Origin of the sequence: Pseudomonas laurylsulfatiphila (assembly GCF_002934665.1) — a bacterium.
Lineage (GTDB): Bacteria > Pseudomonadota > Gammaproteobacteria > Pseudomonadales > Pseudomonadaceae > Aquipseudomonas > Aquipseudomonas laurylsulfatiphila.
The window spans coordinates 252,465-277,629 of the sequence record NZ_NIRS01000008.1; the positions used below are offsets into that span (position 1 = coordinate 252,465).

General features: G+C 60.6%; 23 protein-coding genes. 15 read left to right on the top strand and 8 right to left on the bottom strand.

Annotation, left to right across the window (positions count from 1 at the left end; genetic code table 11):
• Positions 1-262 precede the first annotated feature (262 nt).
• Positions 263-562: a hypothetical protein gene (locus CD175_RS27655; RefSeq protein ID WP_104451211.1), complete on the top strand. Its 300-nt coding sequence runs from the start codon at positions 263-265 to the stop codon at positions 560-562.
• A gap of 293 nt (positions 563-855) precedes the next feature.
• On the top strand, positions 856-1,212 hold the full coding sequence (locus CD175_RS27660) for a DUF1493 family protein (RefSeq protein WP_104451212.1): 357 nt from the start codon (positions 856-858) through the stop codon (positions 1,210-1,212).
• A gap of 136 nt (positions 1,213-1,348) precedes the next feature.
• Here CD175_RS27660 and CD175_RS27665 read toward each other — a convergent pair whose 3' ends face one another.
• The 3 genes from CD175_RS27665 to CD175_RS27680 form a co-directional block, all read right to left on the bottom strand.
• Positions 1,349-2,890, bottom strand: a complete 1,542-nt coding sequence (locus tag CD175_RS27665; RefSeq protein WP_104451213.1) for a phosphoenolpyruvate carboxykinase — start codon at positions 2,888-2,890, stop codon at positions 1,349-1,351.
• A 180-nt stretch (positions 2,891-3,070) separates the two neighbouring features.
• Positions 3,071-3,973 (bottom strand): Hsp33 family molecular chaperone HslO, encoded by a 903-nt coding sequence (gene hslO, locus CD175_RS27675; RefSeq protein WP_104451214.1) that lies wholly within the window; start codon positions 3,971-3,973, stop codon positions 3,071-3,073.
• Positions 3,974-4,201: 228 nt separating this feature from the next.
• A complete protein-coding gene (locus tag CD175_RS27680) occupies positions 4,202-4,606 on the bottom strand; it encodes an RNA-binding S4 domain-containing protein (RefSeq protein ID WP_104451215.1) in 405 nt (134 codons plus the stop codon).
• A gap of 216 nt (positions 4,607-4,822) precedes the next feature.
• On the opposite strand from CD175_RS27680, the gene rimB reads away from it, so the two are divergent.
• Positions 4,823-5,302 carry a retropepsin-like aspartic endopeptidase RimB gene (gene rimB, locus CD175_RS27690; protein WP_007972870.1) on the top strand — a complete coding sequence of 160 codons (480 nt, stop codon included), beginning with the start codon at positions 4,823-4,825 and terminating at the stop codon, positions 5,300-5,302.
• Positions 5,299-6,204 carry a 30S ribosomal protein S6--L-glutamate ligase gene (gene rimK, locus CD175_RS27695; RefSeq protein WP_007972871.1) on the top strand — a complete coding sequence of 302 codons (906 nt, stop codon included), beginning with the start codon at positions 5,299-5,301 and terminating at the stop codon, positions 6,202-6,204. The genes rimB and rimK overlap by 4 nt, the downstream gene beginning before the upstream one ends.
• Positions 6,205-6,289: 85 nt before the next feature.
• Here rimK and CD175_RS27700 read toward each other — a convergent pair whose 3' ends face one another.
• Positions 6,290-7,603 (bottom strand): ATP-binding protein, encoded by a 1,314-nt coding sequence (locus tag CD175_RS27700; protein WP_104451217.1) that lies wholly within the window; start codon positions 7,601-7,603, stop codon positions 6,290-6,292.
• Between the two features lie 115 nt (positions 7,604-7,718).
• Positions 7,719-8,459 (bottom strand): osmolarity response regulator transcription factor OmpR, encoded by a 741-nt coding sequence (gene ompR, locus CD175_RS27705; RefSeq protein ID WP_007972873.1) that lies wholly within the window; start codon positions 8,457-8,459, stop codon positions 7,719-7,721.
• A 361-nt stretch (positions 8,460-8,820) separates the two neighbouring features.
• Between ompR and CD175_RS27710 the strand changes: the two genes are divergently transcribed.
• The 7 genes from CD175_RS27710 to tauD all read left to right on the top strand — a co-directional run bounded on the left by CD175_RS27710 (position 8,821) and on the right by tauD (position 17,259).
• Positions 8,821-11,145, top strand: coding sequence for a Tex family protein (locus CD175_RS27710; RefSeq protein ID WP_104451218.1), 2,325 nt, complete (start codon positions 8,821-8,823; stop codon positions 11,143-11,145).
• A complete protein-coding gene (locus CD175_RS27715; RefSeq protein WP_104451219.1) occupies positions 11,145-11,528 on the top strand; it encodes a PaaI family thioesterase in 384 nt (127 codons plus the stop codon). Before CD175_RS27710 ends, CD175_RS27715 begins: the two co-directional genes overlap by 1 nt.
• Before the next feature lie 287 nt (positions 11,529-11,815).
• On the top strand, positions 11,816-13,399 hold the full coding sequence (gshA, locus tag CD175_RS27720) for a glutamate--cysteine ligase (protein ID WP_104451220.1): 1,584 nt from the start codon (positions 11,816-11,818) through the stop codon (positions 13,397-13,399).
• Between the two features lie 254 nt (positions 13,400-13,653).
• A complete protein-coding gene (gene tauA, locus CD175_RS27725; RefSeq protein ID WP_104451221.1) occupies positions 13,654-14,631 on the top strand; it encodes a taurine ABC transporter substrate-binding protein in 978 nt (325 codons plus the stop codon).
• A gap of 16 nt (positions 14,632-14,647) precedes the next feature.
• The gene (gene tauB / locus CD175_RS27730; RefSeq protein ID WP_104451222.1) at positions 14,648-15,442 is read left to right on the top strand and encodes a taurine ABC transporter ATP-binding subunit; all 795 of its coding nucleotides are present in this window, start codon (positions 14,648-14,650) and stop codon (positions 15,440-15,442) included.
• On the top strand, positions 15,439-16,272 hold the full coding sequence (tauC, locus tag CD175_RS27735) for a taurine ABC transporter permease TauC (RefSeq protein WP_104451223.1): 834 nt from the start codon (positions 15,439-15,441) through the stop codon (positions 16,270-16,272). Before tauB ends, tauC begins: the two co-directional genes overlap by 4 nt.
• A 144-nt stretch (positions 16,273-16,416) precedes the next feature.
• Positions 16,417-17,259: a taurine dioxygenase gene (gene tauD / locus CD175_RS27740; protein WP_104451224.1), complete on the top strand. Its 843-nt coding sequence runs from the start codon at positions 16,417-16,419 to the stop codon at positions 17,257-17,259.
• A 105-nt stretch (positions 17,260-17,364) separates the two neighbouring features.
• Here tauD and mgrA read toward each other — a convergent pair whose 3' ends face one another.
• Positions 17,365-18,402, bottom strand: a complete 1,038-nt coding sequence (gene mgrA, locus CD175_RS27745) for an L-glyceraldehyde 3-phosphate reductase (RefSeq protein ID WP_104451225.1) — start codon at positions 18,400-18,402, stop codon at positions 17,365-17,367.
• A 236-nt stretch (positions 18,403-18,638) separates the two neighbouring features.
• Here mgrA and CD175_RS27750 point away from each other — a divergent pair, with 236 nt between their 5' ends.
• Positions 18,639-18,899: a hypothetical protein gene (locus CD175_RS27750; RefSeq protein WP_007972888.1), complete on the top strand. Its 261-nt coding sequence runs from the start codon at positions 18,639-18,641 to the stop codon at positions 18,897-18,899.
• A 24-nt stretch (positions 18,900-18,923) separates the two neighbouring features.
• On the opposite strand, the gene betT is transcribed toward CD175_RS27750, so the two are convergent.
• On the bottom strand, positions 18,924-20,879 hold the full coding sequence (gene betT, locus CD175_RS27755) for a choline transporter BetT (protein WP_167399557.1): 1,956 nt from the start codon (positions 20,877-20,879) through the stop codon (positions 18,924-18,926).
• A gap of 403 nt (positions 20,880-21,282) precedes the next feature.
• Positions 21,283-22,209 carry a serine O-acetyltransferase EpsC gene (gene epsC, locus CD175_RS27760; protein ID WP_007972891.1) on the bottom strand — a complete coding sequence of 309 codons (927 nt, stop codon included), beginning with the start codon at positions 22,207-22,209 and terminating at the stop codon, positions 21,283-21,285.
• Positions 22,210-22,399: 190 nt separating this feature from the next.
• On the opposite strand from epsC, the gene CD175_RS27765 reads away from it, so the two are divergent.
• The 3 genes from CD175_RS27765 (at position 22,400) to tcyL (ending at position 25,161) form a co-directional block, all read left to right on the top strand.
• Positions 22,400-23,392 carry a D-cysteine desulfhydrase gene (locus tag CD175_RS27765; protein ID WP_104451227.1) on the top strand — a complete coding sequence of 331 codons (993 nt, stop codon included), beginning with the start codon at positions 22,400-22,402 and terminating at the stop codon, positions 23,390-23,392.
• Between the two features lie 303 nt (positions 23,393-23,695).
• Positions 23,696-24,496 carry a cystine ABC transporter substrate-binding protein gene (gene tcyJ / locus CD175_RS27770; protein WP_104451228.1) on the top strand — a complete coding sequence of 267 codons (801 nt, stop codon included), beginning with the start codon at positions 23,696-23,698 and terminating at the stop codon, positions 24,494-24,496.
• Positions 24,496-25,161: a cystine ABC transporter permease gene (gene tcyL, locus CD175_RS27775; RefSeq protein WP_003220607.1), complete on the top strand. Its 666-nt coding sequence runs from the start codon at positions 24,496-24,498 to the stop codon at positions 25,159-25,161. The genes tcyJ and tcyL overlap by 1 nt, the downstream gene beginning before the upstream one ends.
• Positions 25,162-25,165: the final 4 nt, after the last annotated feature.

Genomic DNA, 25,165 nt, shown 5'->3' on the forward strand with positions numbered 1-25,165 from the left:
CACCCAATCCTATAGTCCGGGCTGTCGTTGCCAAATCAGCGACTCGGGCTTGGTCACCCGAATTAGATCTACGTACTCACCCGTTGTATGCTGCCGACGCTTTTTTGTGTCTGCACGCTATATGGTGGCTGTGTTTGGGATGCCTTCGGGCATGCCGGTTCTGTGCGTAGATCTCACCGGTTGACCAACCCGAACACAGTCGCCTCCCATCGTTTGGTCACGATGATGGCGGTCCTTTCTGGCACATCTGAGATTGCACATCATGAATAAATGGAATCCGTTCACCAACGAACGCTATCTCCCACTCCAAACCAACCTCACCGATTCCCCGCCTCTGATCATCGACACAGAAGCCAACCCCCAAGATATCCTTGAAGCCGCCCTCCAACGCATCCGGGCCTCCAGCGATCTGCTCCGAACCCTGCACTGCCAAAGCTTCTACCAAGGCGACCTCGAAGACATCCCGCACATCACTCATGCGCTCTACCTGCTGACCCAGGACGGCTGCGACCTGCTCAAAGTCGCCCAGCAACGAATGCTCAACTTGAAAGCCCCGGTCTGACGTTGCGTGAAGATCAGTTCCCATGTTCTGCATGGGAACGATCAAAACAACAAAATCTGATCCAACGGACAAAAAGCATGGAAAGCCGTCATCGAGCGCAGGAGATAACCATGAGCAAATTTTTTAATGAGCTAATGGAAAGCGTGCAACAGATGAACGAGATCCTGCGGGATGAACGTCAGCCTTCCCCGCGACCTGAAAACATTGAGCCCAGGAACGATCAAGTCAGTCGCTCCTTCCTCTCGCAATCGGCAACCCATAAGATCCGCCCAAGCCCAACCGGACACCCCGCAATGAACCTCGCCCCCAACTTCCCGGACGACCACGCCATGCAACTGCTCATGCAGTTGCTGCACGAAGAAATCGGTCTGCCCGAACGCAAAACCATTAGCCTGAACACCTCGATCAACTTTGATCTTGGCTGCGAAGGCGCTGATGCCAGGCACCTGATGGAAGCACTGGAAGAACAGTTCGCCATCGACTTCGTCGACTACGATGCCTATCGCTACTTCCAGCCTGAAGGCTTTGATGTGTTTCTCAAGCGACGGGCGAGGGGGCGTGGCGATAAGGTTCCACTGACTATCGAAATGCTTTACCAAGCGATAAAAGCGCAACGTTGGGATACGCGAAAGCTGGAAGGGATCGATTGAACGCGTAAGTACCATTATTCTGGCCGTTTGAAGCCTTTTCAGCTGGAATAATGCTAGCTGCGCCTCACATCCTCCGAATCGCACCCACAAAAAAGCCGCCCCGAAGGGCGGCTTTTTCGTTAGCTCAATCCAACACTTACAACTTTGGACCCGCAGCCTTGATCGCGTCGCTCACTTCGAACTTCTTGAAGTTCTCGATGAACAGGCCGGCCAGTGCTTTGGCGGCTTCGTCGTAGGCGGCTTTGTCGGCCCAGGTGTTGCGTGGGTTCAGCAGGCCAGTCTCAACGCCCGGTACGGCCACTGGCACGTCGAGGTTGATGGTGTCCAGGTGCTCGGTCTCGGTACCGATCAGCGCGCCGCTCTGGATCGCTGCGATCACGGCACGGGTGGTCGGGATGTTGAAGCGTTTGCCGACGCCGTAGCCACCGCCGGTCCAGCCGGTGTTGACCAGGTAAACCTTGGAGCCGAAGCCGCGGATGCGCTTGATCAGCAGCTCAGCGTATTCGCCAGCCGGACGCGGGAAGAACGGTGCGCCGAAGCAGGTGGAGAAGGTCGACTTGATGCCGCTGCCCGAACCCATTTCAGTCGAGCCCACCAGTGCGGTGTAGCCGGACAGGAAGTGGTAGGCCGCTTGTTCTTCGTTGAGGATCGACACTGGCGGCAGCACGCCGGTCAGGTCGCAGGTCAGGAAGATCACAGCGTTCGGCTCGCCACCGAGGTTCTTCTCGGAGCGCTTGGCAACGTGCTCCAGCGGGTAGGCGGCGCGGCTGTTCTGGGTCAGGCTGACATCGGCGTAGTCGGCGTGCTTGGCATCGTCGATAACGACGTTTTCCAATACCGCGCCGTGCTTGATGGCTTTCCAGATAACCGGCTCGTTCTTCTCGGACAGGTCGATGCACTTGGCATAGCAACCGCCTTCGATGTTGAACACCACGCCTTCGCCCCAGCCGTGTTCGTCGTCACCGATCAGGTAACGGCTTTCGTCGGCGGACAGGGTGGTCTTGCCGGTACCGGACAGACCGAAGAACAGGGTCACGTCGCCCTCTTCGCCGATGTTGGCGGCGCAGTGCATTGGCAGTACGTCGGAAGCCGGCAGCAGGAAGTTCTGCACCGAGAACATGGCTTTCTTCATCTCACCGGCGTAACGCATGCCGGCGATCAGCACTTTCTTCTGTGCGAAGTTGATGATCACACAGCCGTCGGAGTTGGTGCCGTCACGCTCTGGCACGCATTCGAAGTTGGCAACGTTGAGGACCTGCCACTCGTCACGACCCGCCGGGTTGTACTGAGCCGGGTTGATGAACAGGCAACGGCCGAACAGGTTCTGCCAGGCAGTCTGGGTGGTCATCTTCACGGCCAGGTAGTGCTCGGAAGCCGCACCTACATGCACGTGGGAAACGAAATGCTCTTGCGCGTTGTTGAAAGCTTCAACACGGTTCCACAGGGCGTCGAACTTGTCGGCCGGGAACTTGCGGTTGATCGGGCCCCAGGCGATGGCGCCCGTGGTGCTCGGCTCATCAACGATGAAACGATCGACTGGCGAACGGCCGGTACGGTGACCGGTACGAACAACCAGTGCGCCGGTATCGGCAAGCTCGCCTTCACCGCGATTGAGGGCTTCTTTAACCAGATCATCAACACTCAGATCGGTGTACACGGCATTGTTGGCTTGCGTCATGAGGTTCCCCGTCGGCCAGTGGCCGAGTGCTCCAAACGTTTTTGTAGTAGAAAGTCGTGCACTACTACCGCGAAAAAAGTGGGCCGGATTATGCCAGAAAAGCCCAAAAATAGTAGGCCCCTCCTGTCGTAACGGCGTTAATCCGGCGCAAGGCAGTGAATTTACCTGCGCTGAACCGTTTTAGTGACGGGTATCTGACGGCGTCTCGATACCCGCGCCGGCGAACAATTGGGTGACATCGGCGGCATCGAACAGGTAGCGTTGGTTACAGAACTGGCAATCGATTTCGATGTTGCCACCGTGTTCGACCACCAATTGCTGCGCATCCTCCACACCCAGACTGACCAGCGCATTGGCCGAGCGTTCGCGCGAACAGCTGCAACGGAAGCGCAACTTCTGTACATCGAACAGGCGCACCTGCTCGTCGTGGTACAGACGATGCAACACGGTTTCGTTGTCCAGGCCCAGCAGTTCATCGGCGGTCAGCGTGCCGCCCAGGGTGGTGAGGTGCTGCCAGCTGGCGGCGCGCTCGTCCTCGTCCTTCAAACGGTCGGCAGGCAGCTGTTGCAGCAACAGGCCACGGGCGCGACGGCCGTCGGCGTACAACCAGAAACGCGTGCCGACTTGCTGGGACATGACGAAATAGTTGGTGAAGCATTCCGACAGGGTGGCGCCATCGAGGTCGACGATGCCCTGATAGCGCTGGCCCTGTTTCGGGTCGATGGTCAATGCCAGGACGCCATCGGGCATCAGGTCGGCCAGGGTGGCATCGAGCGCAATACGGTCCGCGTCGTAACGGGCCAGGCCACGGATGTCGCGCTCGCTGGAGCACTCGATCATCAGCAGCGGGATCGGGCCTTCGGAGCGGGCTTGCAGAATCAGCAAGCCATCGAACTTCATCGCACCGACCAGCAACGATGCGGCCGCCATCAGCTCGCCGAGCAGTTGCGCGACCGGCTGCGGGTAGGCGTGTTTGGCCAGGACTTCGGCGTAGCTGAGCTCCAACGAGACCAGCTCGCCACGGGTGTCGCTGTCATCGAAGATGAAGCGTTGGGTGAAGTCGTTATCCGGTAGGTCAGTCATAAGTCTGGGTATCTGAAGTGGTGACAAAAGTGATGACAGAATTCGAGGTTACGCCTTGGTCATAGCGTCTTGTTGCCTGGTTATGGCTTACAGGCCGGCGACTGTGTGTGCTTTACGACGAATGGCACTGCCAATGGCTCATGTAGGGTAGGCGAATTACCCCATATGGCTACGCGCAAGCACAATTACAAGTCTTTGCCTGCTTGAGTGATCGACGGACCCGGTCAATCATTCGTTGCTGCTGCCACGAAACTTGAACAGATCCCGTCGCTGTTTCTTGCTCGGTTTGCCATCGGTGCTCACGCCCAGGGCGCCTGCCTTGCGCTCGGCGGCGGCGTTTTCGCGCTTGGCGATGCTGGCTTCCGTTTCGGCGTACAGCATCTGCGCCTCCGGTGCGCCACGGCGAACGATCGACAACGCCTGGACCACCACCGTGCGCTCCTCGAAACCGGTGCGGATCACAAACTCGTCGCCGACCCGTGGCTCTTTACCCGGTTTGCAGCGTTCGCCCCGGCAATGCACCTTGCCGCTTTCAATCGCCGCCTTGGCCAGGGCACGGGTTTTGTAGAATCGTGCAGCCCACAACCATTTATCGAGGCGGACTTTGTCGTCCTCTTCGTTTTTTTGTGCCATGGGATTTCCTCATTCTGAAATATTGGTGAACTGTACTACCGTTTCTGACGTACCAAGAATTTCACCGGCTCGGATTACAATACTGACATTCCATAACCTCCCTGCGAGGCTGGAAATCCGGGCCGTAGATATCTGTCGCCTTTTAATCATTATTCTGCGTGAATACCGCGAATCCGGCCGCGTGCGGCCCGAGCGGTTTCTACCGGTTGAGCACTTTTGAAGACATTTGACCATTTGACCGTTGTCGGTCTGCGCGAGTGGGTGGCGCTCCCGGATTTGGGAGTCGCCGGCCTTCGGGCAAAAATCGATACCGGTGCCAGCACCTCAAGCCTCCACGCCACCGACATCGAGCTGTTCGAGCGCGATGGTGAGCAGTGGGTGCGTTTTACCGCCCACCTGGGTTCCGTCGTACAACTGCGCCACCGACGCTGCGAAGCACCGTTGGTGACGATGAAAACCATTAAAAGCTCAAACGGTCACGCGCAGGTGCGATACGTGATCAGCACCACCCTGGCCCTCGGTGATCGGGTCTGGCGGGTCGAGTTCACGCTCGCCTGCCGCAAGTCCATGCGTTATCGCCTGCTGCTCGGCTCCAAAGCCCTGATCCACGGCCAGTTGGTGGTCAATCCGGGCATCAAGTATGTACAAGACAAGCCGGTGTTCCCGGTATCTACCTCCTCCACAGGTGTTGCATGAAGATCGCTGTGCTGTCGCGGAACCCGCGTCTGTATTCCACCCGCCGCCTGGTTGAAGCCGGTACTGAACGCGGCCATGAAATGGTGGTGGTCGATACCCTGCGCGCCTACATGAACATCGCCAGCCACAAGCCGCAGATCCACTACCGCGGCAAGCCGCTGGAAGGTTTCGATGCGGTGATTCCACGGATCGGTGCGTCCGTGACCTTTTATGGCTGCGCCGTGCTGCGCCAGTTCGAAATGATGGGGGTATTTCCGCTCAACGAATCGGTGGCCATTGCCCGCTCGCGGGACAAGCTGCGTTCGCTGCAATTGCTGTCCCGTCGCGGGATCGGCTTGCCGGTGACCGGGTTTGCCCACTCCCCCGATGACATTCCCGACCTGATCGAAATGGTCAACGGCGCGCCGCTGGTGATCAAGGTGCTGGAAGGCACCCAAGGCATCGGCGTGGTGCTGTGCGAAACCGCGACCGCCGCAGAATCGGTGATCGAGGCGTTCATGGGCCTCAAGCAGAACATCATGGTTCAGGAGTACATCAAGGAAGCCGGCGGTGCGGACATTCGCTGCTTCGTCGTCGGGGACAAGGTGATTGCGGCAATGAAGCGCCAGGCCAAACCCGGCGAGTTTCGCTCCAACCTGCATCGCGGCGGCAGCGCGAGCCTGATCAAGATCACGCCGGAAGAGCGCATGACGGCGTTGCGTGCAGCCAAGGTCATGGGGTTGGCGGTAGCGGGCGTGGACATCCTGCGCTCCAATCACGGGCCGCTGGTGATGGAAGTGAACTCGTCACCAGGGCTGGAAGGGATCGAGACGACCACCGGGAAGAACGTGGCGGGGATCATCATTGAGCATCTGGAGAAGAATGGCGGGCCGAATATGACCCGGACCAAAGGTAAGGGTTAAAAGCAAAAAATCGCAGCCTTCGGCAGCTCCTACAGGGTTCGCATTCCCATGTAGGAGCTGCCGCAGGCTGCGATCTTTTCAACCCTTAAACCGCATCCCTCGGCAACATCAACCCCAACGGCAAGCGCACCCGCGCTTCCAGTCCACCGCCAGAGCGGTTACGCAGTTCAACATTCCCGCCATGCATCGAAGCAATCCGCTTCACGATCGCCAGCCCCAACCCGGTGCCCTTCCCGCCTCGGGCACGATCACCGCGGGTGAACGGGTTGAAGATCGCTTCCAGCTCCGACGGATCGATCCCGGCACCACGGTCCATGACACTCAGCACCACATACGGCGCGCTGGTGTCCCCGGACACATACGCCGCCACCTCCACACCGCTGCCGGCATGATGCAGCGCATTGCCGATCAGGTTGTTCAGCAGTCGCTTCATCGACACACGACGCAACGGAAACGGCTGAATCGGCTCCAGGCGCAGCCGCACTTTCTCTTCATTCTGGTTGTAGGGCGCCGCGACTTCCCGGACCAGGTCGCTCAGGTCAACCTCTTCAACCGACTCGTCGCGCCCGTCACGAATGAACGCCAGGAACTGATCGAGAATCGCGTCCATGTCTTCGATATCGCGCACCATGTCGTCGGTCAGGTCGGTGCGATCGCCCATCAACTCCAGGGATAGACGCAAGCGGGTCAACGGCGTGCGCAAATCATGGGAAACCCCGGCCAGCATCAGCTCACGCTCGCGACCAGCCTGCTCGACGTCTTCGGCCATCTGGTTGAAGGCGCGGTAAACCTCGGTCATCTCACTCGGCGTATCGCTGATCGGCAGGCGCACGCTGCGTCCCTGGCCCAGTTGCCGCGCGGCGTACACCAGGCGCTTTAAGGGCTGGTTGAGCTGGCTGACGAAGATCCATGCCGCCGCAGTGGACAGCAATCCAATAGCGAGAAACCAGCCAAGCACGTTCCAGATTTTCTGACCGCGCAGTGGGTGCGGATACAGCGGAACCTTGAGCCAGCCTTCACCCAGGCTTGGCGCTCGAACCCATAACGCCGGCGGTGAATGCATGCGCAATCGCACTTCGGTGTCAGCCCCCAGCTCAGCCTGCATTTGCCGCTGATAGATCTCACTGTAGGGCCAGTGTTGCTCGCCCTCCGGCACCCCGGCTCCCACCACTCGTATCAGGGGCACGGCGCCGGCGATCTTGTCACGGTTTTCTTCATCGGCGGCCCAATAGGCGCGCAGCGTCAGGGCGACACCGTGGCTGTACTGGCGGTCCACCAGCACATCTTCGTTCATCAGCAGATAAACCAGGGTCAGCGCCTTGGAGAAGAGTACGACGATGAGCACCAACCAAAGGGTGCGGGAGAAGAAGCTCTGGGGGAACCAAACGGGGGTCTTCATGGATAACCGTTAAACACTTGCAGGAGAGAGCGATGCTCGCATATTGCGGTTTGCGAGTCTGCGGACAGGATCGATTGATCCGGTGTCCGCATGACCCGTTCCTACAAATCGCCAATCACTTGGTGGCGGTACCATCCGGTACAAACACGTAACCCACGCCCCAGACAGTCTGGATGTAACGCGGTTTGGACGGATCGGGCTCGATCATCCGGCGCAGACGGGAAATCTGCACATCGATGGAACGCTCCAGGGCATCCCACTCGCGGCCACGGGCCAGGTTCATCAGTTTGTCGCGGGTCAGCGGTTGACGCGCGTTCATCACCAAGGCCTTGAGCACAGCGAATTCACCGGTGGTGAGCATGTGCACTTCTTCGCCGCGCTTGAGCTCGCGGGTGGCCAGGGATAGCTCGTAGTCACCGAAGGTCACGCTTTCGTCTTCGCTGCCCGGGGCGCCAGGCACCGGGGCCGACTGGCGACGAAGTACCGCCTTGACGCGAGCCATCAGCTCATCCGGGTTGAACGGCTTGGCCAGGTAATCGTCGGCGCCCAGTTCCAGGCCCTTGATGCGGCTCAGCTCGTCGCCCTTGGCGGTGAGCATGATGATTGGAATCTGGTTGTTCGCGTTGCGCAGGCGGCGGCAGGCGGTCAGGCCGTCTTCGCCGGGCAACATCAGGTCGAGGACGACCAGGTTGAACACTTCGCGCGCCAGCAGGCGATCCATTTGCTCGGTGTTCGGTACGGCGCGGGCGCGGTAGCCCTTGCTGACGAAAAAACGTTCCAGCAGGCTACTCAGCCCCGGATCGTCGTCAACGATAAGAATTTTCTCGCCTTCAGCAGTTTGTGCAGTGCTGCTCATTGGATGCTCCTTTGATCTCGGCGCGCATTATGGCGTAGCTGCCGTTATACGCACCGTGTGCATTGTTAGCAGATTTTTCCTTTAGTGCCAGAAAACCGGCCATTGCACCGGCAACCCGTGATGCCCCCGAACGACAGAACGCTGGTTATAATGCGCGGCCTTTTGTGTCAGGCAACATCAGACAGGTACTACAGACAGACGCCATTTATTTTCATGGCGTCGGCAGTAATTGTTCGATTTCACGGGTCAACGGGATACCTTTTGATCCAGGTAGCGGCGCAGGCCAGGCCGCTCAACCAGACTCGCCGAGCCCTTATCCTTGCGCCTGCGAGCCTGCTTTCACAATTTGTCAGGTGGTTTTATGGACAGCATCAACAGCCGCATCGCCGAGGAACTCGGTGTACGCCCACAACAGGTCGAAGCGGCCGTCGCGCTACTCGATGAAGGCTCTACCGTTCCCTTCATCGCCCGTTACCGGAAAGAAGTGACCGGCAGCCTCGACGATACGCAATTGCGTCATCTGGAAGAGCGCCTGCGCTACCTGCGAGAACTCGACGAACGGCGCATCAGCATCCTTGCCAGCATCGAAGAGCAAGGCAAGCTGACGCCGCAACTTGAACGCGACATCAAGCTCGCCGACACCAAGACCCGTCTCGAAGACTTGTACCTGCCGTACAAGCAGAAGCGCCGCACCAAGGGCCAGATCGCCCTGGAAGCCGGCCTCGGCGACCTGGCCGACGGCTTGTTCAACGACCCGTCCCTGAGCCCGGAAACCGAAGCCGCACGTTTCATCGACGCCGAAAAAGGCGTGGCCGATGTGAAGGCAGCCCTCGAAGGCGCCAAGTACATCCTCATGGAGCGCTTCGCCGAAGACGCCGGCCTGCTGGACAAGCTGCGCAACTACCTCAAGCAGGAAGCCACCCTCAGTGCCCGCGTGATTGCCGGCAAGGAGGAGGAAGGCGCCAAGTTCCGCGACTACTTCGAACACGACGAACCGCTCAAAAGCATGCCGTCGCACCGCGCGCTGGCGATTTTCCGTGGCCGCAACGAAGGCATCCTCAGCTCCGCGCTGAAAGTCGGCGACGAACTGCCGGGCACCATGCACCCGTGCGAAGGCATGATCGGCCAGCATGTCGGCATCCAGAACCAGAACCGCGCCGCCGACAAATGGCTGGGCGAAGTGGTGCGCTGGACCTGGAAGGTCAAGCTCTACACCCATCTGGAAACCGACCTGCTGGGCGAGCTGCGCGATGGCGCGGAAACCGAAGCGATCAACGTGTTCGCCCACAATCTGCACGACCTGCTGCTGTCGGCCCCGGCCGGCCCGCGCGCCACGTTGGGTCTCGACCCTGGCCTGCGCACCGGCTGCAAGGTGGCGGTGGTTGATTCCACTGGCAAGCTGCTGGATCACGCCACGGTTTACCCGCACGTGCCGCACAACAAGTGGGACCAGACCATCGCCGTACTCGCCGCCCTGTGCGCCAAGCACTCGGTGGACCTGATCGCCATCGGCAACGGTACTGCCAGCCGCGAGACCGATAAGCTGGCCGCCGAGCTGATCAAAAAATACCCAGCGATGAAGATGACCAAGGTCATGGTCTCCGAGGCCGGTGCATCGGTTTACTCGGCGTCGGAGCTGGCTTCCAAGGAATTCCCGGACCTCGACGTGTCGATCCGTGGCGCCGTATCGATTGCCCGTCGCCTGCAAGACCCGCTGGCCGAGCTGGTGAAGATCGACCCGAAATCCATCGGTGTCGGCCAGTACCAGCACGACGTGTCGCAGCTGAAACTGGCCCGTGGCCTGGATGCCGTGGTCGAGGACTGCGTGAACGCCGTCGGCGTGGATGTGAACACCGCGTCCGTGGCGCTGCTGGCACGCATTTCCGGTCTCAACGCGACCCTGGCGCAGAACATCGTCAGCCACCGCGACGAGCACGGTGCGTTCAAGACCCGCGCTGCGCTGAAGAAAGTCGCGCGCCTCGGTGAAAAAACCTTCGAACAGGCCGCTGGATTCCTGCGCGTGATGAACGGCGACAACCCCCTGGACGCCTCCGCGGTGCACCCGGAAGCCTATCCACTCGTGCAGCGTATCGCCGCCGAGACCGATCGCGATATTCGTTCGTTGATTGGCGACAGTGGTTTCCTCAAGCGCCTGGACCCGAAAAAATTCACTGACGAAACCTTCGGTTTGCCAACGGTTACCGACATCCTTCAGGAACTGGACAAGCCCGGCCGCGACCCGCGTCCCGAGTTCAAGACCGCCGAGTTCCAGGAAGGCGTCGAAGACCTCAAGGACCTGCAACTGGGCATGATCCTCGAAGGCGTGGTGACCAACGTGACCAACTTCGGTGCTTTCGTCGATATCGGCGTGCATCAGGACGGTTTGGTGCACATCTCCGCGCTTTCGGAGAAGTTCATCAAGGATCCGCGCGAAGCGGTGAAGGCCGGTGACGTGGTGAAAGTGAAGGTCATGGAAGTCGACATCCCGCGCAAACGCGTTGGCCTGTCGATGCGCATGAGCGATACCCCGGGCGAGAAAATCGACGGCGCTCGCGGCGCGCGTCCGGGGTCGGCGCCACGCCAATCCCAGAACACTGCACCGCGCAAGGAAACCACGGCAGCAGCACCGAGTAACAACGCCATGGCTTCGCTGTTCGCCAATGCCAAGCAGTTGAAGAAACGCTGATGGACATTCCCGCCGGGCTGACCGAAAGCGCGTTTTTCAAGCTGTTGGGCTGCCGCTTGCACAGTCTGGAAACCGGGGTGGCGCACGTCGCCCTGGCGCTGGAGCCCGAGCTGCGCAATCGCGGTGGCAAGCTGCACGGCGGGGCCTTGTTCAGCCTGGTGGACATTGCCATGGGGCTGGCCTGCTCCAGCACCCACGGCTTTGACCAGCAGAGCGCGACCATCGAGTGCAAGATCAACTACATCCGCGCCGTCTCTGACGGCGAGGTGATGTGCACGGCGCGGGTGATCCACCCGGGTCGCCGCACCTTGGTGGTCGAAGCTGACGTGATGCAAGGCGACAAACTCGTCGCAAAAGCACAAGGCACGTTCGCTGTCCTGTAGCTAGTCGTCATCAATTTGAGTTAATTTCGGCGTTGTGACCGCAGCGTCGGAGTTTCCTGTGGGAGCGAGCCTGCTCGCGAAGGCGATGTGTCAGTCGAAGTCGATGCTGACTGATACTCCCTCTTCGCGAGCAGGCTCGCTCCCACAGGGATTGTGCAATTCCTGACCGATCGGCATGAGGCCTGTGCGGCGCCAAAACGAGGCGAAAACGCCAGTTTTAACTTCACCCTTGTAGACCGTCTTGCCCACCCCCATATTGGGGCGACTGACGCGTGAAGGAATCCAACTTGAGCGAACTTCTCAACCGCCGCCTGGCCCTGCTCGGCGAGCGCGCTAACCTCTCTCTGCTCGAACAGTGCCTTCACGGCATCGAACGTGAATGCCTGCGCGTGACCGGCGAAGGTCGCCTGGCGCAAACGCCGCACCCGGAAGAATTGGGTTCCGCGCTGACCAACGAACAGATCACCACCGACTACTCCGAGTCGCTGCTGGAGTTCATCACTCCGGCCCTGCCAGACCCGGCGGACACGTTGGCGAGCCTGGACAGCATTCACCGTTTTGCCTACAGCAAGCTCGGCAACGAGTACCTGTGGAGCCCATCGATGCCGTGCCCGTTGCCGGCCGAGGAAGACATCCCGATCGCCTATTACGGCACGTCCAATATCGGGCAGCTCAAGTACGTGTATCGCAAGGGCCTGGCCCTGCGTTACGGCAAGACCATGCAATGCATTGCCGGCATCCACTACAACTTTTCCCTGCCGGAAAAACTCTGGCCGCTGCTCAGGCAGGCCGAAGGCTTTGTCGGCAGCGACCGCGATTTCCAGTCGTCGTCCTACATCGCGCTGATCCGCAACTTCCGCCGCTACAGCTGGCTGCTGATGTACCTGTTCGGTGCGTCGCCAGCGCTGGACGCCGGCTTCCTGCGCGGTCGTTCGCACCAGTTGGAACAACTGGACCCGCACACGCTGTACCTGCCGTACGCCACCAGCCTGCGCATGAGCGACCTGGGTTACCAGAGCAACGCCCAGGCCGGCCTGACGCCGTGCTACAACGATCTGGCCAGCTACACCGACAGCCTGCGCAAAGCGGTGGCCACGCCGTACGCACCCTATGTCGAAGTCGGCACCCACCAGGATGGCGAGTGGGTACAGCTCAACACCAACATCCTGCAGATCGAAAACGAGTACTACTCCAACATCCGCCCGAAACGCGTGACCTACACCGGCGAGCGGCCGATCCAGGCGCTGATGGCCCGGGGCATCCAGTACGTCGAAGTGCGCTGCCTGGACATCAATCCGTTCCTGCCGATGGGCATCGACCTTACCGAGTCGCGCTTCCTCGATGCGTTCCTGCTGTACTGCGCGCTCAACGACAGCCCGCTGCTGACCAACACCAGCTGCGGCAACGCGACCTCGAACTTCCTCAGCGTGGTCAAGGAAGGTCGTCGTCCAGGCCTGCAACTGCAACGCGACGGCCAGCCGGTTGACCTGAAGGAATGGGCCGGTGAGCTGCTGGAAAAAATCGCTCCGCTGGCGGCGCTGCTCGACCAGAGCCATGGCGGCGATGCCCACAGCAAGGCGCTGGACGCCCAGATGGCCAAGGTCCGGGACCCGTCCCTGACGCCGTCGGCCCAGGTGTTGGCGGCCATGGCCGAGCACAAGGAGAGCTTTGCCCAGTTCTCCCTGCGCCAAAGCCAGGCGCATGCCGAGTTCTTCCGCAGCGAGCCGTTGCCGGCTGAAGAACAAGCGCAGTTTGAAGAGCGAGCGCGTTCATCGCTGGCTCAACAGGCTGAGCTGGAACAGAACGAAGTCGGTGATTTCGATGTGTTTGTCGGGGCTTACCAGGCGAGCATTCTGGCTATCAGCAACTGAAGGTCCTTCGGACCTTATCGTCGGAACGCCGCCCGGAGCAAGCTCGCTCCCACAGGGTTCAATGGTGTTTGCACGATTGTGCTCAGACCGAAGATCCACTGTGGGAGCGAGCTTGCTCGCGATGACCGCGTAGCGGTCGCTCCTCAAGTTTTCCTCTCATAAGCTAATTCGAAAAAGTTATTTATTTTCGAATTCTTAGATCATTTAGTCTCTTTCTCACGCCGACATTCGGTCGCCTGACAAGGAGCTTTCTGATGAAACTGACTTTCCCTCTACGCTTGCTGGCGGCCGCAACCCTGGCTACCGCGAGTTTCTTTGCCCAGGCGGCCGACGTCACCGTCGCCTACCAGACCACCGTTGACCCGGCGAAAGTCGCCCAGGCCGACGGCGCTTACGAAAAGGCCACCAAGGCCGATATCAGCTGGCGCAAATTCGACAACGGTGCCGATATCATCGCCGCCATCGCCTCCGGCGACGTACAGATCGGCTACCTCGGTTCCAGCCCTCTGACCGCTGCAATCACTCGCAAAGTCCCGGTGGAAACTTTCCTCATTGCCACCCAGATCGGCGCCGCCGAAGCCTTGGTCGCCCGCGACGGCTCCGGGATCAAGACCCCGCAAGACCTGATCGGCAAGAAAATCGCCGTGCCGTTTGTATCCACCGGCCACTACAGCCTGCTCGCGGCACTGAAGCACTGGAACATCGATCCCTCGAAAGTCACCGTTCTCAACCTGACACCACCGGCGATCATCGCCGCCTGGAAACGCGGTGACATCGACGCCACTTACGTGTGGGATCCGGCTCTGGGCGTGGCCAAGGAAAACGGCAAGGTACTGATCACCTCCGGTGAACTGGCCAAGTTCGGTGCTCCGACCTTCGATGCCTGGATCGTGCGCAAGGATTTCGCCGAGAAGCATCCGGAGATCGTCACCGCGTTCGCCAAAGTGACCCTCGACGCCTACGCCGACTACCGCAAAGACCCACAAGCCTGGCTCGCCAACCAGGGCAACGTCGACAAGCTTGTAAAACTGTCCGGCGCCAAGGCCAGCGATATTCCGCTGCTACTGCAAGGCAACGTCTACCCACTGGCGGCTGACCAGGTGCTCACCCTCGGCGCGCCGACCACCAAAGCCATCACCGACACCGCGGCGTTCCTCAAGGAACAAGGCAAGGTCGAGGCCGTGTTGCCGGACTACGCGCCGTACGTCAGCGCCAAGTTCATCACCAATTGATCGGGAGTTGACTGCGATGGCTTTGCTACAGCTGGAGCGCATCAGCGCACAGTACCCCGGCAACCCGGAACCGGTGTTGGCGGATATCTCCCTGAGCCTGGGGCCCCGGCAATTGTTGGTCGCCCTCGGCCCGTCCGGCAGTGGCAAGACTTCGCTGTTGAACCTGATTGCCGGTTTCGTCGACCCCAGCGCCGGGCGCATCACCCTCGACGGCGTGCCGGTCAAAGGCCCGAGCGCCGAACGTGGCGTGGTGTTCCAGGACGACGCGCTGCTGCCCTGGCAAGACGTGCTGGCGAACGTCGGCTTCGGCCTGGAACTGGCCGGTATTGCCCGGGACAAACGCGAAGCTCGTGCCCGGGAAATGCTCGCCCTGGTCGATCTTTCCGGTTTTGAACAACGCCGCATCTGGCAGCTCTCGGGCGGCCAGAAGCAGCGTGTCGGCCTGGCCCGCGCGCTCGCCGCCGACCCGCGCGTGTTGCTGATGGACGAACCTTTCGGCGCCCTCGACGCCTTCACCCGCGAGCAGATGCAGGAACTGTTGCTGCAAGTCTGGCAACGCACCGCCAAGCCGGTGTTCCTGATTACCCACGACATCGAAGAAGCCGTGTTCCTCGCCACCGACCTGATTCTGTTGGCGCCGAACCCGGGGCAAATCGTCGAGCGCCTGAGCCTCGACTTCGGTCAACGTTATGCCGCCGGTGAGTCGGCCCGCTCAATCAAATCCGATCCGCGTTTTATCGAAACCCGCGAACACGTACTCGCCAAAGTGTTCTCCCAACGCAGTGCCGCCCAGCGGCAGGAGCGCGCATGAGCAGTTACGAAATTCCCGTCGCCGCGATCAAGCCAGGCACTCCTGTGCCGGCGGCACGACGCCGCTTGAGCACTCGCTGGATCAGCGTGCTGACACTGGCCGCGCTCATTGTCATTTGGTGGGCCGTGACCGCGACCGGCTTGATCGAGCCGCTGTTCCTGCCGCCACCCTCCGCCGTGCTGCAAAAAGGCTGGCTGCTGGCAACCTCGGGTTACATGGACTCAACCCTGTGGCAGCACCTCGGCGCGAGCCTGAGCCGCATCGGCCTGGGCCTCGGCTTTGCGATACTCACCGCCGTACCGGTGGGCATCGCCATCGGCGCCAACCGTATCGCCCGTGGCGTGCTCGACCCGCTGATCGAGTTCTACCGACCCATTCCACCGCTGGCCTACCTGCCGTTGATCGTGATCTGGTGCGGTATCGGCGAACTGTCGAAAGTGCTGCTGATCTACCTGGCGATCTTCGCCCCGATTGCCATCGCCACCGCCACCGGCGTGCGCACGGTCGACCCGGCCAAACTGCGTGCCGCGCAGTCGTTGGGTGCCACTCGCGCACAGTTGATCCGTCACGTGATTTTGCCGAGTGCCTTGCCGGACATTCTGACCGGGGTGCGCATTGGCCTCGGTGTCGGTTGGTCGACCCTGGTCGCTGCCGAATTGATCGCCGCCACCAGCGGTCTTGGCTTTATGGTGCAGTCCGCCGCGCAGTTCCTGGTCACCGATGTGGTGGTCCTGGGGATTCTGGTGATCGCACTGATCGCCTTTGCAATGGAGCTGGGCCTGCGCGCCCTGCAACGCAAACTGGTGCCATGGCACGGCCAGGCCCACTGAATAATTGCCCTGTGAGTACCCTGTGGGAGCGAGCTTGCTCGCGATGGCGGTTGCACGTTCAACACTTGTGTCGCCTGACAGTCCGCTATCGCGAGCAAGCTCGCTCCCACAAAAGCTCGACACCCCGGATCAATGAGAACCACCATGAGCCACCCAACCATTGTCCCCTTAAGCTCGGCCCTCGGCGCGCAAATCAGCGGCGTCGACATCAGCCAGCCGCTGAGCGCGGAACAACGCGACGCCATCGAACAGGCCCTGCTCAAGCATCAGGTCCTGTTCTTTCGCGACCAGCCGATCACGCCACAGCAACAGGCGCGATTCGCCGCGAATTTCGGCGACCTGCACATTCACCCGATCTACCCCAATGTGCCGGAACAGCCGGAAGTGCTGATCCTCGACACCGCCGTCACCGACGTGCGCGATAACGCGATCTGGCACACCGACGTGACCTTCCTGCCGACCCCGGCCATGGGCGCGGTGCTCAGCGCCAAGCTGCTGCCGGAGTTTGGCGGCGACACCTTGTGGGCCAGTGGAATTGCCGCGTATGAAGCCCTCTCGGCGCCGATGAAAACCTTGCTCGAAGGCCTGACCGCCACCCACGATTTCACCCGTTCGTTCCCGCTGGAGCGCTATGGCAACACGCCCGAAGCGTTGGCCCAGTGGGAGGAAGCACGGCGCAAGAATCCGCCCCTGTCGCACCCGGTGATCCGCACACACCCGGTGAGCGGTCGCCGCTCGCTGTTCGTCAACGAAGGCTTCACCTCGAAGATCAACGAATTGTCGGAAACCGAAAGCGAGGCGATTCTGAAGTTTCTGTTTGCCCACGCCACGCGGCCCGAATTCACCATTCGCTGGCGCTGGCAGCAGGATGACATCGCGTTCTGGGACAACCGCGTGACCCAGCATTACGCGGTGGATGATTACCGGCCGGCGCGGCGGGTGATGCAGCGGGCGACGGTGTTGGGGGACGTGCCGTTTTTCCGATAAGCCGACTGCTGCGCAGTCGATCGCTGGCAAGCCAGCTCCTACAAACGCGATCCGTTGTAGGAGCGGGCTTGCCGGCGATGCGGTCCGCAGGACCGCCCGGTGCGCTTACTCAGCCGTCGAAGGCTTCTCCCAAAGATTGATCCCGCCCTCCTGGGCAAACCGGTCAATCTCCGCCAGTTCCTCTGCACTGAAGCTCAGGTTCTTCAACGCCCCGACGTTCTCGATGATCTGCTCCGGCCGGCTCGCGCCAATCAATGCCGAAGTGACCCGTGGATCGCGCAGGGTCCAGGCCAGCGCCAGTTGCGCCAGGCTCTGGCCACGACGTTTGGCGATTTCGTTGAGTGCGCGCACCTGGGCGATGTTGGCCTCGGACAAGTGCGATGCCTGCAACGAACCACCACCCGGACGATTGACCCGCGCATCCGCCGGCACGCCGTTGAGGTACTTGTCGGTCAGCAATCCCTGCGCCAGCGGCGTGAACGCAATCACGCCCGTGCCGAGTTCGTCAGTGGTGTCCAGCAGGTCTTTTTCCACCCAGCGATTGAGCAGGTTGTAGGCCGGTTGGTGGATCAGCAGCGGGACTTTCCACTCTTTGAGCAACGCCGCCATTTCGCGGGTCTTCACCCCGGAATAAGACGAGATGCCGATGTACAACGCCTTGCCCTGCTGCACCGCGGTGGCCAGCGCACTGGCGGTTTCTTCCAGTGGCGTGTCCGGGTCAAAACGGTGGGAATAGAAGATGTCGACATAGTCCACGCCCAAGCGCTGCAGGCTCTGGTCGAGGCTGGCCAGCACATACTTGCGCGAACCGCCGCCCTGACCGTAAGGCCCCGGCCACATGTCCCAACCGGCCTTGCTGGAGATGATCAACTCGTCGCGGTACTGCTTGAAGTCTTCACGCAGCAAACGGCCGAAGTTGATTTCGGCGCTGCCATAGGGCGGGCCGTAGTTGTTGGCCAGGTCGAAATGGTTGATCCCCAGATCGAACGCCGTGCGCAACAACGCGCGCTGGGTATCGATCGGCGTGCTATCGCCGAAGTTGTGCCACAGGCCCAACGACAGCGCAGGCAGCACCAGGCCGCTGCGGCCCACGCGGCGGTAAGGGATGGAGTCGTAGCGGTTTTCGGCAGCGGTGTAAGTCATCGAATCCTCTCTTGTCTATCTTGAATCTGGTATCGACTGCTTCGCCAGTCGCCCAGCATACGCCCGGACGGACACCAGAAAACCCGGGATTCGACTAAATGCTGAAACGTTTCACAGAAATTTAATCTGCCCGGAGAATTCAACAAAACCGCGACAGGCTTGCGTGATCCGGGCCGACAGGAACACAGTCGCCAAAGCAACGAAGAAGCGATAACGATCGCAAGGATGGAAGAGCCATGCACACCACCATCATCATCACCTTCGGCCTGGTCCTGCTCGCGATGATGCTGTTCATCGGCGAGAAACTCGGCTTCAGCCGCCAGACACTCACCTACAGTTTCGTGATCCTGTGGCTGGCGCTGACGGTGATCAATGGCGCCATCGGCGTGGTGACCGCCGGCCAGTCGTTGAGTACGGAACTGGGGATCGGCACGATGGTGTTCAGCATCCCGGTGGCGGCGCTGGTGTTGTTCATGGTGCTGAGCGCCGAGAGCTGAAAAGCCCCGGCGCCCTGCCCGCGATCAACGCACCAGATGCAGGAACTGCATGTGCCGCTCGTACTGGTCGAGGATGTCGTTGATGATCTGTTCCTTGGTGTAGCCCACCAGGTCGTAGTCCTGGCTGCCCTCGCTCAAATGCACTTCGGCCCGGTAGTAACGGCGATTGTTGAGTTGCTTGGAACCCATGCCGCCACGGGCAAACGAGGGCGTGAAATAGCCGCGCATCTGCACCTGATAAACGAACGGATGCTGATCGCCGTGGCCGATTTCCAGGCTGACGCTGTCATGGGCCGGGTCCGGGTGCATCACCACGTGCAGCCCCTTTTCGCGGAACACCGCCGACACTTCCTCAATGGCCGGTCGCACCGTCGTATCGAGGAAGCGATAAACCTCGTCGCGCGACGGGAAATGCACGGCCTGGCTAAGGCGTTGCCGCCAGCCGCCGCGTCGTGACCCGGACACAGGCGCCAACGAATGCATCTGCGCAATTTGCTTCTGCGACTCCAGATAAAACGCCTTGTGCAGACCCCACATCATCAACAGCAAGATCAGCGAGAATGGCAACGAAGTGAGGACCACCGCCGACTTCAACGCATCGATGCTGCCGGAAAACAGCAGCGCGCTGGTCACCAGAGCGGTCATTGCGCCCCAGAACACCCGCAGCCATTTCGGCCCGTCTTCATCGGGATTGCCGCCCTTGGCGGACAGTGTCGACAGCACCACCGTGCCTGAGTCGGCGGAGGTGACGAAGAACACAAAGCTGATGAACACCGTCACCGCGATGACGGTTTTGCTCCACGGGTAGGTTTCCAGCAGCAGGTAGAGCGTCATCGACGGATTGTCGATAGCCGACATGCCGAGCGCGCTCATGCCGTGGTTGAGCACTTGATCGATGGCGCTGTTGCCGAAGATCGACATCCACGCCAGGGTGAAGCCGAGCGGAATCAGCAACACGCCGAAGACGAATTCGCGGATGGTGCGGCCACGGGAAATCCGCGCGATGAACAAGCCCACGAATGGCGACCATGCGATCCACCAGGCCCAATAAAACACAGTCCAGCCGCCCAGCCAGTCGCTGGGTTTGTCGTAGGCGTAGAGGTCGAAACTCTTCATCGGCAAGGCGCCGAGGTAATCGCCGAGGTTCTGAATCAGGGTGTTGAGCAAGTGCTGCGTGGGGCCGGCAAACAACACGAACAGCAACAGTGCACAAGCCAGCAGCATGTTGATGTCGGACATGACCCGCACGCCCTTGTCGACGCCCGACACCGCAACGATGATCGCCGCGCCCATCATCAGGGTGATCAGGCCGACCTGAACCCACTGGGTGTGGGCGATGCCGAACAGGAAATCGAGGCCCGAATTGAGGTGTAACACGCCAAAGCCCATGTCCGCACCGAGGCCGAACACCGTGGCGATGATGCCGAAGCCATCCACCGCGTAGCCGATGGGGCCATTGATGCGCTTGCCGATCAGCGGATACAGCGCCGAGCGCAGGGCCAGCGGCAGGTTGTGGCGATAGGCGAAATAGGCCAGCGCCATACCGACAAAGGCGAACACGCCCCAGCCATGCAGGCCCCAGTGCAGAAACAGTATCTGCATCGCCTGACGCGCCGCATCCGCCGTGCCGGCCTCGCCTTGCGGCGGCTGCAGCATGTGGGTCAACGGTTCGGACACACAGAAGAAAAACAGGGTGATGCTGATCCCCGCGGCGAACAGCATGCCGGCCCATGACAAATAGCTGAATTCGGGCTCGTCGTGGTCGGCACCGAGCTTGATCTTGCCGTAGCCGGACAAGGCGGTGACCACCACGAAGACCAGATACAGCGTCATCGCCAGCAGGTAATACCAGCCAACCGTGTTGGCCGCCCAGTTTTGCGCCGCCAGCAACCAGGCACCGGCCTGCTCGGGCATGGCGATGACAACGACACCAAACAACAGAATGAAACTCGCCGAGAACCAGAACACCGGCGGATTCATGCGGACCAGGCCGCTTGGAGGGATGGACGATGCACTCATGTACGGTGCACCTCGAAGGGGTAAAACGTGGCTGTAGAAATCGGACTCAGCAAAGGCAAGCCTCCTGTTGTGAGCGGGCGGCGAACCACCGGTTTAACTTGAATGAACGTTCAAGTTAAACATGGATAGGGGGCTAAGGACTAATCGCAGGGCTCGGCGGTAGTGGTTGTACGCTAGCTCAAGCAAGAGGTTGACGCGGGATTGGATCAGGGCCACTGGCTCGATTCGGCTTGAAATCCAATCGCGAGCAAGCTCGCTCCCACAGTTGATTTGCGCCGGACGCAAGCGTTGTGAACGACGAAAAACATTGTGGGAGCGAGCTTGCTCGCGATGAGGCCAGACTAGTCAAAGAAGATTCAGGAGACTACTTCTGCGCCCCATCCTCATGCTGCAGATTCGCCTGGGTCAGGTTGCTGCCCGCCGGCACGCTGCGGGTCAGCCAGACGTTGCCGCCAATGGTCGAACCCTGGCCGATGGTGATCCGCCCCAGGATCGTCGCCCCGGCATAAATCACCACGTCATCCTCGACAATCGGATGCCGCGGCTGGCCTTTCTGCAACTGGCCGTCTTCGTCCGCCGGGAAGCGCTTGGCGCCCAGGGTCACGGCCTGATAAATCCGCACACGCTCGCCGATGATCGCGGTTTCACCGATCACCACGCCGGTACCATGGTCGATGAAGAAACTGCGGCCGATCTGCGCGCCGGGGTGAATGTCGATGCCCGTGGCCGAGTGGGCGATTTCCGCGCTGATACGCGCCAGCAACGGCAGCCCGGCACGGTACAAATGGTGGGCCAGCCGATGGTGAATCACCGCCAGGATCCCCGGGTAGCACAACAGCACTTCATCGACACTGCGCGCCGCCGGGTCGCCGTGATAGGCCGCCAGTACGTCGGTGTCCAACAGGCTGCGCAACCCCGGCAGGGCGAGGGCGAAGTCCTGAATGATCTGGATGGTCTTGGCTTCGACTTCGGTATCGGCCTGGGCACTGTGGCGCGCGGCATAGCGCAATTCGAGTCGAGCCTGGGCCAACAGTGCATTCAACGCCACATCCAGCGTGTGGCCGACGTAGAAGTCTTCACTCTCTTCGCGCAGATCAACCGGCCCCAGGCGCATCGGGAACAACGCACCGCACAAGGCTTCGAGAATCTCTGCCATGGCCGCCCGGGAGGGCAGCTCGCGACCGCCCTGCTCAGTACTGGCCCGGCCATTTTGCGCTCGCCACTGCTCACGCGCGGTGCGCAGCTGGCTGACGATGGTCTGCAATTGCCAATGGCTGGAACGCTCACTCACGGTAAAAACTCCTCACGGGCGACCGGACTGTCTGGCCGCACTGACGGCGATTACTTTACGGCAAGGGCAGCGAGGCAAATTAAGAACCAATAATGCTGTGCTCATTACGATTAGCTATAAGCAATTGACGGTTGCCCAGCCTTTTTCGCGTGCCTATAGTCCTGAGATCTTCCACGGCCAGTACGGACCCATGATCAAACAACAGCTCGCCCGCTTTAACCGCCTCGACCTACTCGGTCAACCCACCGCCCTGGAAAAACTCGAACGCCTGTCGACCTGGCTGGGTCGCGACGTATACGTCAAACGCGATGACCTGACACCGCTGGCAATGGGCGGCAACAAGCTGCGCAAACTCGAATACCTGGCCGCCGATGCGCTGGCCCAGGGTGCCGACACCTTGATCACCGCCGGCGCGCTGCAATCGAACCACGTGCGCCAGACGGCCGCCATTGCGGCGAAACTGGGTCTGGGCTGCGTAGCCCTTCTGGAAAACCCCCTCGGCACCGATGACAACAATTACACCGGCAACGGCAACCGCCTGCTGCTCGATCTGTTCGATGCCAAGGTCGAACTGGTGGAAAACCTCGACAACGCCGACGAACAACTGCAAGCCCTGGCCGACAGACTGCGCAACAACGGCAAGAAGCCGTACCTGGTGCCGATCGGAGGCTCCAACGCGCTGGGCGCACTCGGCTATGTACGTGCCGGGCTGGAACTGGCCGAACAGATCAAGGACACCGGCCTGACGTTCGCCGCCGTGGTCCTGGCCTCGGGCAGTGCCGGCACCCACAGCGGTCTGGCACTGGCCTTGAGTGAAGCACTGCCGGATCTGCCAGTGATCGGCGTGACGGTCTCGCGCAGCGATGAAGATCAGCGGCCAAAGGTACAAGGCCTGGCCGAACGCACTGCCGAGCTGTTGGGCGTGGACCTGCCGGATGCTTTCAAGGTCGAGTTGTGGGACGAATACTTCGCCCCTCGTTATGGCGAGCCGAATGCCGGAACACTGGCGGCGGTGAAGCTGCTGGCGAGTCAGGAAGGCTTGCTGCTGGACCCGGTCTACACTGGCAAGGCCATGGCGGGCTTGCTGGACGGGATCGGGCGTCAGCGTTTCGACGAAGGTCCGATTATCTTCCTGCACACTGGCGGGGCGCCGGCGTTGTTTGCCTATAAGGATTTTCTGTAGGAGCGAGCCTGCTCGCGATGGACGACAGGGCACCGCGGGGTGTCAGGTTGCCCGCGTTATCGTTGACGACCATCGCGAGCAAGCTCGCTCCTACAGTAGTAGAAACGCAAGCTATTCAAAAATGGAATAACCAGAAGAATAATTATTATTTTCCATTCTAAAAACGCCATCATATAGTCATGCTACAGGCGAATTTGCAGCGAGACGCATAAGCTGCATTAGGGCAGGATATCGCAGTCGTCCGAATCCCGAATTTGCCAACTTTCCTTAAGCGTCTTCCATAAGAAAACACAGGGGCTTGTCATGAATTTTTCCGCACTACGTCGCAATCTGCTGGTGGGCTCGCTGGGCCTGGCACTGAGCGCCGGCCTGATTGGCCAAGCCGTTGCCGGTGAGCAACTGCAAAAAATCAAAGACGCCGGCGTGATCAACGTTGGCCTGGAAGGCACTTACCCACCGTTCAGTTTCGTCGATGCCGACGGCAAACTGGCCGGCTTCGAAGTCGAACTCTCCGAAGCACTGGCGCAAAAACTGGGTGTCAAAGCCAAGATTCAGCCAACCAAGTGGGACGGTATCCTCGCTGCTCTGGAATCCAAGCGCCTGGACGTTGTGGTCAATCAGGTCACCATCTCCGACGAGCGCAAGAAGAAGTATGACTTCTCCGAGCCCTACACCGTCTCCGGGATTCAGGCGCTGGTATTGAAGAGCAAAGAAGCCGCGTTGAACATCAGGACCGCCGCTGACCTGTCCGGCAAGAAGGTCGGTGTGGGCCTGGGTACCAACTACGAGCAGTGGGTCCGAACCAACGTGCCGGGTGCTGACGTGCGCACCTACGACGATGATCCGACCAAGTTCGCCGACCTGAACAACGGTCGTACCGACGCCATCCTGATCGATCGCCTGGCCGCGCTTGAATACGCCAAGAAAGCACCGAAAACCGTCGCTGCCGGCCAAGCGTTCTCCCGTCAGGAGTCCGGTATTGCCCTGCGCAAAGGTGAGCCGGAACTACTGGCAGCCGTGAACAAGGCCCTCGACGAGCTGCGTGCCGACGGCACCCTGGCCAAGATCTCGGAAAAATACTTCCAAGCTGACGTCACTAAATAATGGAAGAAGCTTTCCAACTCGCACTGGACTCCGCGCCCTTCCTGCTCAAGGGCGCGTACTACACGGTCATCCTCAGTCTGGGTGGCATGTTCTTCGGCTTGCTGCTGGGCTTCGGCTTGGCATTGATGCGCCTGTCGCGCTTCAAACTGGTGAGCTGGATTGCCCGCATCTACGTGTCGTTCTTTCGCGGCACGCCGTTGCTGGTGCAACTGTTCGTGATCTATTACGGCTTGCCGCAACTGGGTCTGGAACTGGATCCGCTGCCAGCGGCCCTGATCGGCTTCTCGCTGAACATGGCCGCCTACGCCTGTGAAATCCTGCGCGCGGCGATCGGATCGATCGAACGCGGCCAGTGGGAAGCCGCTGCAAGCATCGGCATGACCCGTGCACAGACTCTGCGCCGGGCCATCCTGCCGCAAGCGATGCGCACGGCACTACCGCCGCTGGGCAACAGCTTCATTTCGCTGGTCAAGGACACCGCACTGGCCGCCACCATTCAGGTGCCGGAGCTGTTCCGTCAGGCGCAGCTGATTACCGCCCGGACTTTCGAAGTCTTCACCATGTATCTTGCCGCCGCGCTGATCTACTGGATTCTGGCCACGGTGCTGTCGCACCTGCAGAACAAGTTGGAAGAGCGGGCCAATCGGCACGACCAGGAGTCCTGACCCC

Excerpts from the sequence above, each read along its gene's own strand:
- CD175_RS27655 (WP_104451211.1), top strand. The coding sequence starts at position 263 with ATGAATAAATGGAATCCGTTCACCAACGAACGCTATCTCCCACTCCAA.
- CD175_RS27660 (WP_104451212.1), top strand. The coding sequence starts at position 856 with ATGAACCTCGCCCCCAACTTCCCGGACGACCACGCCATGCAACTGCTC.
- CD175_RS27665 (WP_104451213.1), bottom strand. The coding sequence starts at position 2,890 with ATGACGCAAGCCAACAATGCCGTGTACACCGATCTGAGTGTTGATGAT.
- hslO (WP_104451214.1), bottom strand. The coding sequence starts at position 3,973 with ATGACTGACCTACCGGATAACGACTTCACCCAACGCTTCATCTTCGAT.
- CD175_RS27680 (WP_104451215.1), bottom strand. The coding sequence starts at position 4,606 with ATGGCACAAAAAAACGAAGAGGACGACAAAGTCCGCCTCGATAAATGG.
- rimK (WP_007972871.1), top strand. The coding sequence starts at position 5,299 with ATGAAGATCGCTGTGCTGTCGCGGAACCCGCGTCTGTATTCCACCCGC.
- CD175_RS27700 (WP_104451217.1), bottom strand. The coding sequence starts at position 7,603 with ATGAAGACCCCCGTTTGGTTCCCCCAGAGCTTCTTCTCCCGCACCCTT.
- ompR (WP_007972873.1), bottom strand. The coding sequence starts at position 8,459 with ATGAGCAGCACTGCACAAACTGCTGAAGGCGAGAAAATTCTTATCGTT.
- CD175_RS27710 (WP_104451218.1), top strand. The coding sequence starts at position 8,821 with ATGGACAGCATCAACAGCCGCATCGCCGAGGAACTCGGTGTACGCCCA.
- CD175_RS27715 (WP_104451219.1), top strand. The coding sequence starts at position 11,145 with ATGGACATTCCCGCCGGGCTGACCGAAAGCGCGTTTTTCAAGCTGTTG.
- tauA (WP_104451221.1), top strand. The coding sequence starts at position 13,654 with ATGAAACTGACTTTCCCTCTACGCTTGCTGGCGGCCGCAACCCTGGCT.
- tauB (WP_104451222.1), top strand. The coding sequence starts at position 14,648 with ATGGCTTTGCTACAGCTGGAGCGCATCAGCGCACAGTACCCCGGCAAC.
- tauC (WP_104451223.1), top strand. The coding sequence starts at position 15,439 with ATGAGCAGTTACGAAATTCCCGTCGCCGCGATCAAGCCAGGCACTCCT.
- tauD (WP_104451224.1), top strand. The coding sequence starts at position 16,417 with ATGAGCCACCCAACCATTGTCCCCTTAAGCTCGGCCCTCGGCGCGCAA.
- mgrA (WP_104451225.1), bottom strand. The coding sequence starts at position 18,402 with ATGACTTACACCGCTGCCGAAAACCGCTACGACTCCATCCCTTACCGC.
- CD175_RS27750 (WP_007972888.1), top strand. The coding sequence starts at position 18,639 with ATGCACACCACCATCATCATCACCTTCGGCCTGGTCCTGCTCGCGATG.
- betT (WP_167399557.1), bottom strand. The coding sequence starts at position 20,879 with ATGAATCCGCCGGTGTTCTGGTTCTCGGCGAGTTTCATTCTGTTGTTT.
- CD175_RS27765 (WP_104451227.1), top strand. The coding sequence starts at position 22,400 with ATGATCAAACAACAGCTCGCCCGCTTTAACCGCCTCGACCTACTCGGT.
- tcyJ (WP_104451228.1), top strand. The coding sequence starts at position 23,696 with ATGAATTTTTCCGCACTACGTCGCAATCTGCTGGTGGGCTCGCTGGGC.
- tcyL (WP_003220607.1), top strand. The coding sequence starts at position 24,496 with ATGGAAGAAGCTTTCCAACTCGCACTGGACTCCGCGCCCTTCCTGCTC.